We start from the raw sequence: 15,740 nt of genomic DNA on the forward strand, positions 1-15,740 counted from the left end.
AGATCGGATGGGCGGGAACCATCCTCAGCACATCGCGGCGGGTACCAGAGCAGATCACCGCCGGGGCCTGGGTCCGTATCATCTCGGCATGGTGCTGAACCTGGAGGTACGGTTCAGCCGGCGGGCGGTGCTCCTGTTCGCCGGAGGGCTGCTGGTCGGTTGCTCTTCTCAACAGCCCGAGGCCGGCAAGGTCCACCTGCGGCTGGCCACCGGGCCGGCGGGGGCGGTGTATCGGCGCATCGGCGGTGCGCTGGCCGAGAACATCTCCGAGCAGGTGCCGGGCGCCACCGTGACGACCGTGCCGAGCGGCGCGTCCACCGACAACATCCGGATGCTGCGGGCTGGCGAGGTGCACCTTGGGCTGACGAGCCTGGACGCGCTGATCACCACCGACGGCAGCGCGCCCGAGGGGCTTTCGGCGATCTGCCGGCTCTACGACAGTCACCTGCATCTCGTGGTCATGGCCGGTTCGGCGATCGACGATTTCCGGGACCTCGAGGGCAAGCGGATATCCCTCGGTGCCCGCGACTCGGGCACCGAGTTCACGGCGCTGCGGGTTCTGGAGCTCGGCCGGGTGCAGGCCGACGGTCGGTACCTCAGCCAGGCCGAATCGGCGGCGGCGCTGCGCGACGGCGAGATCGACGCGATGTTCTCCCTGACCGGCGTTCCGACACCCGCCATCACGGAGTTGGCGCAGCGGCACCCGATCCGGCTCATCCCGTTGGACGCACAGGCAGACGCGCTCTTCACGGCGTACCCGGGTCCCTACGCTCCGGCGATGATCCCCGCCACCGCGTACGCCGGCGTTCCGGCCACCCGTACCGTCGCTGTGCCGAACGTGCTTCTCGTGCGCAACGACCTGCCCGATGACCTGGTCTACGCCATCACCGACACGATCTTCACGCAGACCGGCGCGATCACCTCCGCCGGTCGCGACGACGCCGAAGCCGTTCCCGAAGCGTGGCAGATCAACGTGCGTACCGGGATCTCCACCGCATCGGTCCCGCTCCATCCCGGCGCGGCCGCCTGGTTCCGCGACCGCAAGCGCTGACCTGGGACGATGACCGGACGGCGACCGAGCCCGGGCCCTCAGATCGGCGACGGAGCCGGCTCGTCGCACGACGCCACCCGCGAAACGACCGGCAACGCGACCACCGCGGCGAATCCGTGCCCGGATCCGTCCGGACGCGGCAGGCCATCCTCCAGTCGCAGCTCGCCCCCGGCCGCCCCGACCAGGTCGGCGCAGATCGCCAGTCCCAGGCCGGTCCCGGACACGTTCTGGTGCCGCGGCGAGCGCCAGAACCGCTGTAACGCCTGGGCCCGCTCGGAAACGTCGATCCCCTGGCCGTCGTCACGGACGACGATCGTGACCACGCCTCCGGCCGCGGCGGCGTTGCCGGGTCCGGCGTCCGCACCACTGGGCACGACCCGGGCGGTCACCTCCACCACCTGCGCGTCCGACAGCCGCAACGTGTTGCTCATCAGCTCGTCCAGGATGCTGCCCAGCCCGCCCGGCGGCTCGAGCAACCGCAACCCCGGCGGCACGTCGACCACCAGCGCCTGCCCCGCCGTCGCCGTCAACGCCCGCCACCGGTTCACCCGGGTCGCCAGCACCGCGTCGAGATCGACCGGTGACGCCGTCCGCATGCTCTCCATCCGCGCACTGGCTTGCAGCGAGTTCAACATCCGCTGCATCGCCTTCAGCTCGTCGACGGCGACGTCGTACAGCTGCCGCCCGTCGCCGGCCGGCCGCAGATGCGGTTCCAGACTCTCCACCGCGAGCCGGAGGCTGGTCAGCGGATTGCGCAACTGGTGCGACGCGTCGGCCACGAACGCCCGCTGCCGCTGCACGGCGTTCTCGACCGCGTCCATCATGGTGTTGAACGACTCCGCCAGCCGCCGCAGCTCGACCGGGCCGGCCTCGGCGTCCGCCCGGATGGTGAGGTCGCCCTGGGAGATCCGCGAGCTCGCCGCGTCCAGCTCCCGCACCGGCCGCAGCACCCACGCCGAAACCGGCCAGGCGACGGCCACCAGCGCGATCAACGGCAGCAGTCCGAGCCCGGCGAGCTTGGCCCATCGCACCAGGATGCGATCACGCGTCTCGGACAGGTCGGAGATCGTCACCACGGCGCCGACGACCTCGCTGTCCCGGCCCACCGGCTCGGCGACCACGAGCGCGGAGTCGTCCCACGGCGCCCATTCGCCGGACGGTTCGGACCTCGCCCCGGCCAGCGCCGCGGTCACGATCCGGGGCAACGCGGGCTCGGCCCGCGCCGCCTCCTGGTACGCACCGGCTGGTCCGAGCAGCACCGTGCCCGACGTGTCGATCACCGCCACCGGGATGCCGTAGAGCTTGTGGTAGCGCGCCAGCTCCTGATGGAGCGCCTCGGTCCGCCCGGTCGACAGCGCGGTCTCGGCCAACGACGCGAACCGGCCGACGTCGTTGAGCCGGTCGACGTACGTCTCCTGCATCTCCCGCTCGGCCACCGTGACGCTGAGCGGCACCCCGAGCGCCGCGACGAGCAGCACCGCGAGGGGCACCAGGACGACGAGCAGGCGACGGTGCACGGCGCGTCAGCCGACCAGCTCCGGGTGGTCGGCCAGGAGCCGATAGCCGACCCCGTGGACCGTGCGGATGAGCACGGCCGGCCCGAGCTTGTGCCGCAACGCCGCGACGTGGGTGTCCAGGGTGCGACTCGAGGACTCCCAGGTCGCGCCCCAGATCTGGTCGAGGATGACGTCACGGCTCACCACGTTCGGCGCCCGCCGGGCCAGCAGCAGGAGCAGCTCGAACTCCTTGCGCGTCAGCGTCACGGGCGTGCCGCCGACGGTGACCTCGCGGGTGCCGATGCCGATCCGCACCGGGCCGAGGACGAGCGGCTCGTCCGGGTGGCTCAGGGCACGGGCCACCCGGGTGCGCCGCAGGACGGCGTCGATCCGGGCCAGCAACTCCGGGATGCCGAACGGCTTCACGATGTAGTCGTCGGCACCGGCGCGCAAGCCACGGACCCGCTCGTGCTCCTCCGAACGCGCTGTCACGGCTATGACGGCGGTCTCCGGGTGGTCACGCAGCTTGCGGATCACGTCGAGTCCGTCGCCGTCGGGCAGACCCAGGTCGACGAGGACGACATCGGACGGGGCGGCACGCACGGCCTCCGCGGCGGTGGCGATGCGGTGGACCTCGAAGCCCGCCTGGGCCAGGACGGTCACCAGAGCCCGCGCCACGCGGTCATCATCCTCGATGACGGTGATCCGCATACCGGCGGATTGTACGGCCCGGACCACGCTCCTGTTAGCCCTTCAGTTCTTGGGATTCCTCTGACATCTGCCGCATTCCTTGGGATTTCTCTGACACCATCCGGGTCCCCGCCAGCCGACACTGAGGCCGCGCACCCGCCGAGGGATGCGCGTGCGCTGACGAGGAGGCCCCGATATGACAACGACCAGGCACCGGGCCGCCGCGCGGATGATCGCCGCGATCGGCGCCGTTTCGCTCCTGGCCGCCTGTTCCGACAATGGTGGCGGTGGCAGCGGAGGCGACGCCGGGAACTACCCGGAGCAGAACATCACGATCGTCGTGCCCTTCAGCGCCGGCGGGCCGACGGACACCGTCACCCGCATGATCGCCGAGCCGATGGCCGCGAAGCTGGGCGCCAAGATAGTCGTACAGAACGTCGAGGGCGCGGGCGGCACGGTCGGCGCGGGCGAGGTCGCGCGGGCCGAGCCCGACGGCTACAACGTGCTCATGCACCACATCGGCATGTCCACGGCGCCCGCCCTCTACAAGAACCTGGACTACAAGCCGCTCGAGGACTTCGAGATGATCGGGCTCGTCACCGAGGTGCCGATGACGATCGTCGCCCGCAAGGACTTCCAGCCCGCGACCCTTCAGGACCTCGTGACCTACGTGAAGGCGAACGCCAACAAGGTCACCCTCGCCAACGCCGGCGTCGGCGCCGCGTCCCACCTGTGCGGCCTGCTGTTCCAGCACGCCGCCGGCGTCAAGCTGCAGGAGGTCCCGTACAAGGGGACCGGCCCCGCGCTGACCGACCTCGTCGGCGGCCAGGTCGACTTCATGTGCGACCAGACGACCAACACCAGCGGTCAGATCTCCGCGGGCGAGGTCAAGGCGTACGCGGTCACCACCCCGGAGCGGGTGAAGAGCCTGCCCGATCTGCCGACCACGGCCGAAGCGGGGCTGCCCCAGCTCCAGGTCAGTGTCTGGCACGGCCTCTACGTCCCGGCCGGCACCCCACCGGACGTCGTCCAGAAGCTGTCCGAGGCGCTGAAGGTAGCACTGGCGGACCAGGGCGTGATCGACCAGATGGCCAAGCTGGGCACCGCGCCGGTCCCGGCGGAGGACGCCACCCCGCAGGCACACCGGGCGCACCTCGAGGAGCAGCTCGGCACCTGGTCGAAGATCATCGCCGACGCCGGGGTCGAGGCCTCCTGAGGTGGAACGCCGACGCTCCTTCCCGGACGTCCTCGCCGGAACAGTCTTCGTCCTCATCGGTGGCGCATTCGTGGTGGGGTCGCTCAGCTACGAGCTGGGCACCCCACTGCGGATGGGTCCCGGCTACTTCCCGCTGCTGGTCGGCGTGGTCCTGGCCGCCCTGGGCCTGATGATCGTCGCCAAGGGGCTTGTCGCCGGCGAGGTCATCTCGTTCGGGGCGGTCCCGTGGCGTGCGGTCGGCGTCATCGTGGTCGCGGTCGTGTTCTTCGGATACACCGTCCGGCGTCTCGGATTCGTGCCGACGTCGGCGGTGACCGCCCTCCTCATCACCCTGGCCAGCCGGCGGGTGCGGTTGCTCACGGCCCTGGCCGTGGCCGCCGGGCTGACCGTGGCCAGCACGCTCATCTTCGTCGTCGGACTCCAACTGCGGATCCCGCTGTGGGGCCCGTGGCTGTCGTTCTGACGCGCCATCCGGATTGAGGCATGGAACTCTTCGACAACCTCGCGCTGGGCTTCTCGACGGCCTTGCTGGTGCAGAACGTCCTCTACTGCTTCGTGGGCGTGCTGCTCGGGACAGCGGTCGGCGTGCTGCCCGGCATCGGGCCGACGGCGACGGTGGCGATGCTGCTGCCGATCACGTTCAACTTCGAGCCGGTGACGGCGCTGATCATGCTGGCCGGCATCTACTACGGCGCACAGTACGGCGGCTCGACGACGGCCATCCTGATCAACCTGCCCGGTGAGTCGTCGGCGGCGGTCACCGCGCTCGACGGTCACGAGATGGCCCGGCAGGGCCGGGCCGGGCCGGCGCTGGCCGCCGCCGCGATCGGGTCCTTCATCGCCGGTACCCTGGCCACCGTCGCGCTGGCTGTCGCGGCCCCACCGCTGGCCCGCGTTGCGTTGCAGTTCGGCCCGGCGGACTACTTCTCGCTGGTGCTGTTCGGCCTGATCGTGTCGATCGCGCTGGCGCGCGGCAGCGCGCTCAAGGCCCTGGCGATGATCGCGCTCGGCGTCCTGTTCGGGATGATCGGCCAGGACATCTACACCGGCATGCCCCGGTTCGTGCTCGACCAGCGCGAACTGTACGGCGGCATCGACTTCGTGTCGGTCGCCGTCGGCATGTTCGGGGTGGCCGAGATCCTGCGCAACCTGGAGAACGAGCAGACCCGCACGGCCGTCGTCAGCACGGTGAAGAACCTCTGGCCGACCCACGAGGACCGGCGCCGGATCGTCGGCCCGATCCTTCGGGGCACAGGTCTGGGAGCCGCGCTCGGCGTGCTGCCCGGCGGTGGCCACGTCCTGGCCTCGTTCACCTCGTACGCGGTCGAGAAGCGGATCTCGAAGCGGCAGCAGGAGTTCGGGCGCGGCGCGATCGAGGGCGTCGCCGGTCCCGAGTCGGCGAACAACGCCGCCGCGCAGACGTCGTTCATCCCGCTGCTCACCCTGGGCCTGCCCGCCCACCCGGTGATGGCGCTGATGGTCGGCGCGTTCATCGTCCACGGCATCACCCCCGGCCCGAACGTCATCACCGACGAGCCGGCGCTGTTCTGGGGCCTGATCGCGTCGATGTGGATCGGCAACGTGCTGCTCGTGCTGTTGAACCTGCCGCTGATCGGCGTCTGGGTGCGCATGCTGCGCATTCCGTACCAGGTCCTGTTTCCGATGATCATTTTGTTCGCCGCGATCGGCACCTACTCGCTGAACTTCAACGCCTACGACGTCTACGCCATCGTGTTCTTCGGGCTCCTGGGCTACATCCTGATCAAGTGCGGCTGCGAGCCGGCGCCGCTGCTGCTCGGCTTCGTCCTCGGCCCGCTGCTCGAGGAGAACCTGCGGCGCGCGCTCATCATCTCCCGCGGCGACGCGTCGGTCTTCCTGACCAGACCGATCTCCGCGGTGCTCCTGGCCCTCGCCGTGGCGGCGCTCGTCGTCGCCGCCCTCCCGACGATTCGTAAGCGCCGCGAGGTCGTGTTCGCCGAAGACGAGTAGGAAGCGGACGCGATCTGCGGAACCGGCGCCATCGCGGCCGGCGAGCCAGCCTCAACCGACGCCTGCCCAGGGGAGGCGTGCCGGGGCGCCCGGACATGCGTGCGCACGGTAATTCCGCGACGCCCGTCAGAGTTGGCGTGCCATGCCCACCGACTCCGGCGCGGTGTCCGCGAAGCCGTACTTCGCGGAGAGGTGGCGTGCCGCACCGTCTGCGATCAGCGAGACGTAAGCGGTGCTCGGCGCCCGGTCCAGAAGTCGCTCCATGAGTGCATTCATGATCATCCTGCCGACTCCTCGGCCCTGGTGCTCAGGCAATACGCACATGTCAACGATCTGGAACGCCGTGCCGCCGTCACCGATGACGCGGCCCATGCCTATCGGTTGGTCATCGTGATGAACGACGACGGCGTGCCATGTGCCGTCCACACCCGCGGCCGCCGCCGCCACCGACTTGGCACTCAAACCGGCGGCGACCCGCAGGTGCCGGTAAACCTCGACCGACGGCGTCTCTATCCGCACCAGGTAGGTCATGACGTTGAGACGGTCCCTCCGGATGTGGCGTGCGCACCGTGATCGCTCACCTGCGCGTCGAACCAGGCATGCAACGCGCTGACGGTCGCGGTATCGCTGCTGGTGTAGGTGATCCGCGCGCCGTCAACCGTCGTCTCGTATTCGATCTCGATCTTGCTGGCGCTGTCCCGGAGAACGCCGAGCCCCGGCATCTCACCGCCGTGGATACTCGCCGGGTCGGTGAAGTCACCGCGGCGGAACCGCTCGGCCTCCTGCTGCAGGTGTTGGCGGATGAGATCCATCTGCTCGGAATCGCGTGGATCGTCGGCGACGACGGTCTGAACGCCCCCGCCGTCCGTCTTCACGAAGTGATGGGTCGTACGGTCGAGTTCGAACGGCATCACGGATTCGCCACGTTCTGCGACCTGCGCCTGCCGGTCGGCACCTGCCGTGGGCGCCGTCGGTCCACGGCCGTCCTCGGCGCACGCGGTACCCAACGTCGCCACGGCGGCGGTCACTGCGAGCAACGCACAGCGGCGGATACGGGAAGAGTCAGGGCTTCTCATCGGCGGCCTCCGCCAAGGTTTGCAGCGCGTGCACCACGGACGCGCGCTGATCGTCAGGTATGCGGGCCAACAGGGCGGTGAACCTGGCCCGGCGGGCCTCTGCTTGTCGCGCCGCAGCGGTGACTCCGACGTCGGTGAGTCCGAGGAGGACTCCCCGTCCGTCGTCGCTGGCCGCCTGCCGGCGTATCCAGCCCCGCCGCTCAAGGTTCGCGACCAACCGGCTGACCGTGCTCTTCTCCAGCCGCAACCGCCTGGTCAGTTCAGCCTGTCGCAGGTGTCCATCCCGGGCGATCTCCGCCAACGCGTGCGCCTCCGAAGCCGGCAGCGGCTGCCCGCACGGAGTGCGATCGGGTTGGTGAAGGCCGAAGTTGCGGACGAACCGCATGAGGGCGTCCTGCGCCGTACCCACGTCCTCGCCATCGACCATGGTTCGACGATACAACCAGATGGTTCGACCGTACAACCACCCTCCGCGTCCGTCGCTCACCTGGCCCGGGGCGCTACCGCCTGGCGGCGGGGGAGTGTGCACAGGTCAGGACGGGCGTATCGGGGTGGCCGAGTCGCGGCCTGTTCGAGGCCGGGCCGGACTTCCAGCTGCCTTTAGGACTTCCAGCTAGCACTGCTGGACCGGACCACGAGCGTTGGTTCGACCGGGGACGGGTTCGGTCGCTCGGTCGACGGATCGGCGTTCAGCAGTTCCAGCAGAGCCGCGACGCACCGGCGGCCGACCTCGTCGAAATCCTGCCGGACGGTGGTCAGCGGTGGAGAGAAGTACTCGGCCTCGGGGATGTCGTCGAACCCGACCACGCTGACATCCTCGGGCACCCGCACGCCCCGCTGATGCAGGGCACGAAGCAGACCGAGCGCCTGGTGGTCGTTGGCGCAGAACACGGCCGTGACCTCCCGTCGCTCGGCGAGGGATTGCCCGATCTCGTAGCCCGCCCGCGGGCTCCAGTCGCCGGTGATGACCGGCGGAACCCGACGACCGGCCGCCTCCAGGGCCGACCGCCACCCGTCGACGCGGTCGCGGGCCTCCAGCCAGTCCCGGGGACCGGCGATGTGCACCACCGTCTCGTGGCCGAGCGCGAGGAGGTGCTCGACGGCCAGGCGGGCGCCCGCCACCTGGTCGACCGACACGCTCGGCAACTCACCGTCGCCGCCGGGCTCGACCACCACCGCCGGTACGCCGGTGGGCAGGCCGTGCAGGGCGACCGCGGCGCTGACCACCGGGGCGATGAGCACGACCCCGGCGACTGACTGCTCGGTCAGGGCGTCGATGGCGGAGGCCAGCCCGGACCGGTCGAGGCGTTCCAGGGTGACGATGCTTATTCCGTAACCCGCGGTACGCGCGGCGCGCTCGATGCCGAGCAGGGTGGCGGCCGGGCCGTAGAGGATGGTGTCGAAGCTGACCACTCCGATGACGTGGGAGCGCCGCGCCGCCAGCCCTCTGGCCAGCGCGTTGGGCCGGTAGTTGAGCTGATGTACGGCGCGTAGCACCCGTTCCCGGGTCTCCTGGCGGACGCTCGGGTGGTTGTTCAGCACCCGGGACACGGTCTGGTGTGAGACACCGGCGAGCCGTGCGACGTCGCTCATGACCGCGGCGCGTGCGGCCGGCTGCTGGCGCATGGCGTGTTTCCCCCTCATGGTCATCGTAACGCCCTCGCCCGCGCGGCCGGATTCCGACCGCAGGCCGGACCGCCGGTGCGCTCCCGCCGTGCACCGACAGCCGATCGACGCCAGCGATCGGAGGATCAGAAACCCTTGGCCAGCCGGTAGTAGGCCTGATTCCAGCGAATCTCGTCGGCCAGCCGGCGCGGGGTGGTTTCCGCATCGATGACCACGAGTTCAGTCGCGATCATCTCGGCGAGGTCGTGCAGTTCCTCGATCCCGACGGCCTGGGACAGAACCGTGTGGTGCGGTGCGCCCGCGGTGAGCCAGGCCTCCGCCGCGGTGGCGAGGCTCGGACGGGGCCGCCACACCGCCCGGGCGACGGGCAGCTTCGGCAGCGGCTGCGGCGGGGCCACCACGTCGATCTCGTTGGCGACCAGACGGAACCGTTCGCCCATGTCGGCCAGCCCCAGCACCACGCCGGGACCGGGCCGGGCGTCGAACACCAGCCGAACCGGGTCCTCGCGCCCGCCGATGCTCAGCGGGTGGATCTCCACGCTGGGCGTCGCCGCGGCGATGCTCGGGCAGACCTCCAGCATGTGCGCTCCGAGCACGAGTTCCCGACCCGGCGTGAGGTCGTAGGTGTAGTCCTCCATGAAGGATGTGCCGCCACGGGTCCCGACCGACATGGCCTTCAGCGTGTGCACGAGCACCGAGGTCTTCCAGTCGCCCTCGCCGCCGAAACCGTAACCGTCGGCCATCAGCCGTTGTACGGCGACGCCCGGCAGTTGCCGCAGCCCGCCGAGGTCCTCGAAGTTGGTGGTGAAGGCGCCGAACCCACCGGCGGTGAGGAAATCCCGCAATCCGGCCTCGATGCGGGCGGCGTAGCGTAGGGAATCGTGCCGCTCGCCGCCGGGCCGCAGCACGGGATCCAGCCGGAAGCTGTCGTCGTACTCCTTGACGAGTTCGTTGACCCGCGTGTCGGGGACCGCCTCGACGGCGTTCACCAGGTCGTTCACCCCGTACGTGTTGACTGAGACACCGAACCGCAGCTCCGCCTCGACCTTGTCCCCCTCGGTCACGGCCACGTCGCGCATGTTGTCGCCGAAGCGGGCCAGCCGCAGCGACCGCATCGCGGCGTACCCGATCGCGGCCCGGGTCCACGCCGCGATTCGAGTGACGACCTGGGGGTTGCTGACGTGGCCGACGACCGTCTTGCGGGCGACCCCGAGCCGGGTCTGCACGTACCCGAACTCCCGGTCGCCGTGGGCGGCCTGGTTGAGGTTCATGAAGTCCATGTCGATCTCGGACCACGGCAGCGCCACGTTCGCCTGGGTGTGCAGGTGCAGCAGGGGAGTACGCAACGCGTCCAGACCGGAGATCCACATCTTCGCCGGCGAGAAGGTGTGCATCCAGGCGATCACCCCGACGGCTCCCTGGACGGCGGCGTCGCGGCAGACGGCCAGGATCTCCGAGCTGGAGGTGAGCACGGGCTTCCAGACCACCCGGGCCGGGATGGCGGAATCGGCATCCAGCTGCGCCGCGATCTGCTGGGACTGAGCGGCCACCTGACGCAGGGTCTCCGGGCCGTAGAGGCCCTGGCTGCCGGTGAGGAACCAGACCTCGGGGGCCGGGGATGGGCGAGTCATGCGGTTGCCTTCCGATGATCGGGTGGAGACTGCTTCTTGCGGATGCCGATGAGGCGTTGGAGCACGATGAACGCGAACAGCAGGCCACCGATCACGATCTTGGTCCACCAGGAGTTGAGGGTGCCGTCGAAGGTGATCAAGGTCTGGATCACGCCGAGGACCAGCACACCGAGCACGGTGCCCAGGACGTATCCGGCGCCGCCGGTGAGCAAAGTGCCGCCGATGACCACCGCGGCGATCGCATCCAGCTCCATGCCGACGGCGATCAGCGGGGCCCCCGACAGGGTGTAGAAGGACAGCAGGATGCCACCGATCGCCGAGCAGAGGCCACTGATCGTGTAGACGGCGATGCGGGTACGGCCGACCGGCAGGCCCATCAGCAGCGCCGACTGCGGGTTGCCGCCGACCGCGTACACGTTGCGGCCCAGCCGGGTGTACGCCAGCGCGTACGCGGCCACCGCGACCACCGCCACCGTGACCAGGACGCTGACGGTCAGGAAGTTGTCGCCGATCCTGATCCGTTCCTGCGCGACTCCGGTCCAGAAGTCGTCGGTGATGGGAACGGACACCGAACTGATCCAGGTGCACATGCCGCGGGCGAAGAACATCCCCGCCAGGGTGACGATGAAGGGCTGGATGTCGAAGAAGTGGATCACGCAGCCCATCACGAACCCGAGCGTCGGGCCGATCAGCAGCGCGATCAGCAGGACCAGCGCGGGTGGCAGGCCGTCGCGCAGCAACGCGGCCGACACCATCGCGGTCATCGCCACCACCGAGCCCACGGACAGGTCGATGCCGCCGGTGAGGATCACGAAGGTCATCCCGACCGCGACGACGAGCAGGAACCCGTTGTCGATGAACACGTTGAAGACGACCTGGACGTTGGAGAAGGCACGGTACTGCGACACGCCGATGCCGTACATGACCAGCAGCAGGCCGAGGCTGACCAGCACCGGCACCTGACGCCGTGGCAGCCGCCACCACGTCGGCCGGTCCAGCCGCCCGGTCAGTTGGCTCGTGCTCATGCCGTCACCTGCTCCTTCTTCATCTCGCCGGCCGGTGCCGCCGGTGCCGTCGCGGGGGCACGTCGGCGGCGGAGCTTGGCGCGGAAAGCCGGTGCCTGGATGAGGCAGACCACGATCACCACCATCGCCTTGAACAGCAGGGAGGTCTGCGGATCGATGTTCATGGCGTAGACGGAGGTGGTCAGGGTCTGGATGAGCAGCGCGCCGACGACGGTGCCGCCGAGGTAGAAGCGGCCACCGACCAGCGACGTGCCGCCGATGACGACGGCGAGGATCGCGTCGAGCTCGACCCACAGCCCGGCGGAGTTGCCGTCGGCGCTGGACACGTTCGCGGTCATCATGAACCCGGCGCAGGCGGCGCAGGCGGCGCTGGCGACGTACACGAGGATCGTGATCCGCCGCGCGCGGATGCCCGCCAGCCGGCTGGCCTCGGCGTTGCCGCCGACCGCCTCGATGATCATCCCGAGCGCGGTACGGCGGGTCAGCACCGCCACGAGCAGCGTCACCGCCAGGGCGATGACGATCGCGAACGGCAGGGTCAGCACATGTCCGACCCCGATCATCCGGTAGGGATCACTGTTGATGGTGATGATCTGCCCCGAGGTGATCAACTGGGCCAGGCCCCGTCCGGCGACCATCAGGATCAGGGTGGCGATGATCGGTTGAATGCCGATCACGGCGACCAGCATCCCGTTCCAGACGCCGAGGAGCAGGGCGATCCCGAGTGCGATCGCCAGCGCGGTCAGCACGCCGCCGAGGCTGTCCTGGTCCGGCTGTCGGCTGATGTGGAGGCAGGCCGCCGCGCCGCTGACGGCGACCACGGATCCCACGGACAGGTCGATCCCGCCGGTGGCGATCACCAGCGTCATGCCGAGAGCGACCAGGATGAGCGGGGCGCTGAGCCGGACGATGTCGATCAGGCTTCCGTACAGGTGCCCGTCCTTGACCTCGATGGCCAGGAAACCCGGCCGGTAGGCCACGTTCGCCGCCAGCAGGACCACCAGCATCACGACCGGCCAGAACAGCCGGTGTCCGCTGATCTCCGAGGCGCGTGTGCGCCAGCTGCTCGTGCCCGCGCCCCCGGCGCCAGCGGCAGGAACCGACGCGCCATGCTCGCCATGTTCACTCATGCCCCGTCCCGCCCTTCTGTTTCCGTTCCGCTCGCGATGACGCGCATGACGCGTTCGGCGTCGAGACTGTCGTCGTTGGCCAGTTCGGTGACCAGCTGCCGGTCGCGCATCACGGCGACCTTGTGGCTGAGCCGCAGCACCTCCTCCAACTCGGCGGAGATGAACAGCACGGCCATGCCGCCGTCGGAGAGCTGCACCACCAGGCGCTGGATCTCCGTCTTCGCGCCGATGTCGATGCCACGGGTCGGTTCGTCGAGGATCAACAGCCGGGGCTCCGTGATCAGCCACCGGGCGAGAACGACCTTCTGCTGGTTCCCGCCGGAGAGATTGCGCACCGGCATGTCGGGGTCGGCCGGGCGGATGCTCAGCGCGTCGACGTAGCGCCGGACCAGCTCGTCCTGCCGGCGTCGAGGCACCGGGCGCAACCAGCCGCGGGCCGCCTGCAGCGCCAGGACGATGTTCTCCCGCACCGACAGCTCGCCCACCAGGCCCTCGGTGCGTCGGTTCTCCGAGCAGAACGCGATGTTCCGCTCGATGGCGGTGATCGGTCCCCGGACGGTCACGGGGCGGCCGTCCACGGCGAGCCGACCCCGGTCGGCCCGATCGGCGCCGAAGAACAGACGGGCAACCTCGGTCCGGCCCGATCCGAGCAGTCCGGCCATGCCGACCACCTCGCCCCGGTGGATGGTGAGGTTGAACGGCGCCACCGAGCCCGTCCGGCCGAGGTCGGTCGCCTCGACCACCGGGGTACCCGTCTCGACCGCGGCCAGGTCCCGCCCGGCCTGCCCATCGAGTCGCTCCAGCGTGTCGAGTTCCTTGCCGATCATCTTCTCCACCAGGGCGAACTGTGGCAGCTCCGCAGTCGGGTACTCGCCGACGAGACGACCGTTCCGGAGCACCGTGATCCGGTCGGCGATCCCGTACACCTGGTCGAGGAAGTGCGTGACGAAGAGGATCGCGATGCCCTCGTCACGCAGCTGACGCATGATGCGCATCAGCTGGGTCACCTCGTCGGCGTCCAGGCTGGACGTGGGCTCGTCGAGGATCAGCACCCGGGCCTGTACGTCGACGGCGCGGGCGATCGCCACCATCTGCTGGACGGCGAGAGAGTAGTTGCCGAGCAGTTCGGTGACGTCGATGTCCAGGTCGAGCCGGGCCAGCAGGGCCGTGGCGCGGCGGCGCATCTCGCGCCAGGCCACCGTCCCGAACCGGCGCGGCTGCCGCCCGATGAAGATGTTCTCCGCCACCGACAGGTTCGGGCAGAGGTTGACCTCCTGGTAGACGGTGCTCACGCCGGCGGCGGTGGCCTGCATGGGGCCGGCGAAGGAGACGTGCGCGCCGTCGAGGGTGACCGTTCCGGCGTCGCTGCCGTACACCCCGGTCAGCACCTTGATCAAGGTGGACTTGCCGGCGCCGTTCTCGCCCATCAGGGCGTGCACCTCGCCGGGGAACAGCCGGAAATCGACGCCGTCGAGGGCGCGGACCCCCGGAAAGAACTTTCTGATCCCGGTCATCGTCAGGACCGGATGCCTATCCGACATCCCAGCAGACCTTTCGTGATTGTCGTCAGGTGCGCGGCCGCCGCGACCCTCCGCGGCGTCCCGGCCCGTCGGCGCACGGCACGGGAGAGCGGGCCGGGCCGGCGGTGTGGTCGACACCGCCGGCCCGCCCGTGGCGACGGACGCGGGCACGAGGAGCGCCCGGCCCGGTACGTCAGTACTTGCGGTTGGGCAGGGCCTGCTTGGCCTGCTCAGACGTGAAGGTGGTCTCCTCGGTCTCGATGCGCGCGGGCACCTCCTCGCCGGCGTGCACCTTCTTGGCCAGGTCCATCAGCTGGGGCCCGAGCAGCGGGCTGCACTCGGCGATGAAGTTGAACTTCCCGTCGGCCAGGGCCTGCATGCCGTCCTTGACGGCGTCGATGGTGATGATGGTGATGTCCTTGCCGGGCACCTTCCCGGCCGCCGTGATCGCCTCCAGCGCTCCCAGGCCCATGTCGTCGTTGTGCGCGAAGAGCACGTCGATCTTCGGGTTGGCCGTGAGGAACTGCTCCATGACGGCCTTGCCGCCCGCCCGGGTGAAGTCACCGCTCTGGGACGCGACCACCTTCAGGTTGGGGTTGGCGGCGATCGCCTCCGCGAAGCCCTTCTTGCGGTCGTTGGCCGGCGCCGAACCCGTGGTGCCCTGCAGTTCCACGATGTTCACCGGGCCGGTCGCGGACTTGGTCTGCTCCACCAGCCACTCGCCGGAGAGCCGGCCCTCCTTGATGAAGTCGGAGCCGAGGAAGGTCTTGTAGAGCGACTTGTCGGCCGAGTCCACCGCCCGGTCGGTCAGGATCACCGGGATCCCCGCGTCCTTGGCCTCCTTGAGCACGGTGTCCCAGCCCGACTCCACCACCGGCGAGAAGGCGATGACGTCGACCTTCTGCTGGATGAAGTTGCGGATCGCCTTGATCTGGTTCTCCTGCTTCTGCTGGGCGTCGTCGAACTTCAGCTCGATCCCGGCCGCCGCGGCGGCGTCCTTGATCGAGGTGGTGTTCGCGGTGCGCCAGCCGCTCTCCGCGCCGACCTGCGAGAACCCGAGGACGATCTTGTCGTCGCCACCGGCGCCGCCGGTGTCGCTGTTGGCGCAGCCGACCAGCCCGGTGGCGAGCAGCCCGGCCGCCAGGACGGCGCCGAAACCACGGCGGGTGAGGGTGGTGCCCTTGTCCATCATGTGCTGACTCCTTACGGGGGTGAGGTGGGGGTCACGCTGGCGGTCACGCCACTGGTGGTGCTGGAACAAGGTGCGTCGAAGCCGACCCCTGGGGAGCG

Annotated in this window: 15 protein-coding genes; 4 read left to right on the top strand and 11 right to left on the bottom strand. The window is 69.8% G+C overall.

All coding sequences use genetic code 11. The features are described from left to right. The first annotated feature begins 88 nt into the window (after nucleotides 1-88). Nucleotides 89-1,051, top strand: coding sequence for a TAXI family TRAP transporter solute-binding subunit (locus tag ACVCAH_RS16350; RefSeq protein WP_447136986.1), 963 nt, complete (start codon nucleotides 89-91; stop codon nucleotides 1,049-1,051). Nucleotides 1,052-1,089: 38 nt separating this feature from the next. On the opposite strand, the gene ACVCAH_RS16355 is transcribed toward ACVCAH_RS16350, so the two are convergent. Together ACVCAH_RS16355 and ACVCAH_RS16360 are read right to left on the bottom strand one after the other, a co-directional pair. Next, complete coding sequence (locus tag ACVCAH_RS16355; RefSeq protein ID WP_447136987.1) at nucleotides 1,090-2,568, bottom strand: ATP-binding protein; 1,479 nt, start codon at nucleotides 2,566-2,568, stop codon at nucleotides 1,090-1,092. Between the two features lie 6 nt (nucleotides 2,569-2,574). Then, the gene (locus tag ACVCAH_RS16360; protein ID WP_447136988.1) at nucleotides 2,575-3,258 is read right to left on the bottom strand and encodes a response regulator transcription factor; all 684 of its coding nucleotides are present in this window, start codon (nucleotides 3,256-3,258) and stop codon (nucleotides 2,575-2,577) included. Between the two features lie 175 nt (nucleotides 3,259-3,433). Between ACVCAH_RS16360 and ACVCAH_RS16365 the strand changes: the two genes are divergently transcribed. The 3 genes from ACVCAH_RS16365 to ACVCAH_RS16375 are packed head-to-tail and all read left to right on the top strand — an operon-like array spanning nucleotide 3,434 to nucleotide 6,442. Then, nucleotides 3,434-4,453: a tripartite tricarboxylate transporter substrate-binding protein gene (locus ACVCAH_RS16365; RefSeq protein ID WP_447136989.1), complete on the top strand. Its 1,020-nt coding sequence runs from the start codon at nucleotides 3,434-3,436 to the stop codon at nucleotides 4,451-4,453. A 1-nt stretch (nucleotide 4,454) separates the two neighbouring features. Continuing rightward, complete coding sequence (locus ACVCAH_RS16370; RefSeq protein ID WP_447136990.1) at nucleotides 4,455-4,916, top strand: tripartite tricarboxylate transporter TctB family protein; 462 nt, start codon at nucleotides 4,455-4,457, stop codon at nucleotides 4,914-4,916. Nucleotides 4,917-4,936: 20 nt separating this feature from the next. Then, nucleotides 4,937-6,442: a tripartite tricarboxylate transporter permease gene (locus ACVCAH_RS16375; RefSeq protein ID WP_447136991.1), complete on the top strand. Its 1,506-nt coding sequence runs from the start codon at nucleotides 4,937-4,939 to the stop codon at nucleotides 6,440-6,442. 126 nt (nucleotides 6,443-6,568) lie between these two features. Here ACVCAH_RS16375 and ACVCAH_RS16380 read toward each other — a convergent pair whose 3' ends face one another. From ACVCAH_RS16380 to ACVCAH_RS16420, 9 genes are all read right to left on the bottom strand, one after another. After that, on the bottom strand, nucleotides 6,569-6,973 hold the full coding sequence (locus ACVCAH_RS16380; protein WP_447136992.1) for a GNAT family N-acetyltransferase: 405 nt from the start codon (nucleotides 6,971-6,973) through the stop codon (nucleotides 6,569-6,571). Then, the gene (locus tag ACVCAH_RS16385) at nucleotides 6,970-7,470 is read right to left on the bottom strand and encodes a hypothetical protein (RefSeq protein ID WP_447136993.1); all 501 of its coding nucleotides are present in this window, start codon (nucleotides 7,468-7,470) and stop codon (nucleotides 6,970-6,972) included. The genes ACVCAH_RS16380 and ACVCAH_RS16385 overlap by 4 nt, the downstream gene beginning before the upstream one ends. A 34-nt stretch (nucleotides 7,471-7,504) precedes the next feature. Beyond that, nucleotides 7,505-7,945, bottom strand: a complete 441-nt coding sequence (locus tag ACVCAH_RS16390; RefSeq protein ID WP_447136994.1) for a MarR family winged helix-turn-helix transcriptional regulator — start codon at nucleotides 7,943-7,945, stop codon at nucleotides 7,505-7,507. Between the two features lie 173 nt (nucleotides 7,946-8,118). Continuing rightward, on the bottom strand, nucleotides 8,119-9,162 hold the full coding sequence (locus ACVCAH_RS16395) for a LacI family DNA-binding transcriptional regulator (RefSeq protein ID WP_447136995.1): 1,044 nt from the start codon (nucleotides 9,160-9,162) through the stop codon (nucleotides 8,119-8,121). 107 nt (nucleotides 9,163-9,269) lie between these two features. Then, complete coding sequence (gene araA / locus ACVCAH_RS16400) at nucleotides 9,270-10,775, bottom strand: L-arabinose isomerase (protein ID WP_447136996.1); 1,506 nt, start codon at nucleotides 10,773-10,775, stop codon at nucleotides 9,270-9,272. Further along, nucleotides 10,772-11,800 carry a galactofuranose ABC transporter, permease protein YjfF gene (gene yjfF, locus ACVCAH_RS16405; RefSeq protein WP_447136997.1) on the bottom strand — a complete coding sequence of 343 codons (1,029 nt, stop codon included), beginning with the start codon at nucleotides 11,798-11,800 and terminating at the stop codon, nucleotides 10,772-10,774. The genes araA and yjfF overlap by 4 nt, the downstream gene beginning before the upstream one ends. Next, nucleotides 11,797-12,807 (bottom strand): ABC transporter permease, encoded by a 1,011-nt coding sequence (locus ACVCAH_RS16410; protein WP_447137098.1) that lies wholly within the window; start codon nucleotides 12,805-12,807, stop codon nucleotides 11,797-11,799. The genes yjfF and ACVCAH_RS16410 overlap by 4 nt, the downstream gene beginning before the upstream one ends. Nucleotides 12,808-12,926: 119 nt before the next feature. Continuing rightward, nucleotides 12,927-14,471 carry a sugar ABC transporter ATP-binding protein gene (locus ACVCAH_RS16415; RefSeq protein WP_447136998.1) on the bottom strand — a complete coding sequence of 515 codons (1,545 nt, stop codon included), beginning with the start codon at nucleotides 14,469-14,471 and terminating at the stop codon, nucleotides 12,927-12,929. Between the two features lie 172 nt (nucleotides 14,472-14,643). Further along, nucleotides 14,644-15,639: an ABC transporter substrate-binding protein gene (locus ACVCAH_RS16420; protein ID WP_447137099.1), complete on the bottom strand. Its 996-nt coding sequence runs from the start codon at nucleotides 15,637-15,639 to the stop codon at nucleotides 14,644-14,646. Nucleotides 15,640-15,740: the final 101 nt, after the last annotated feature.

The organism is Micromonospora sp. LZ34, assembly GCF_052981855.1.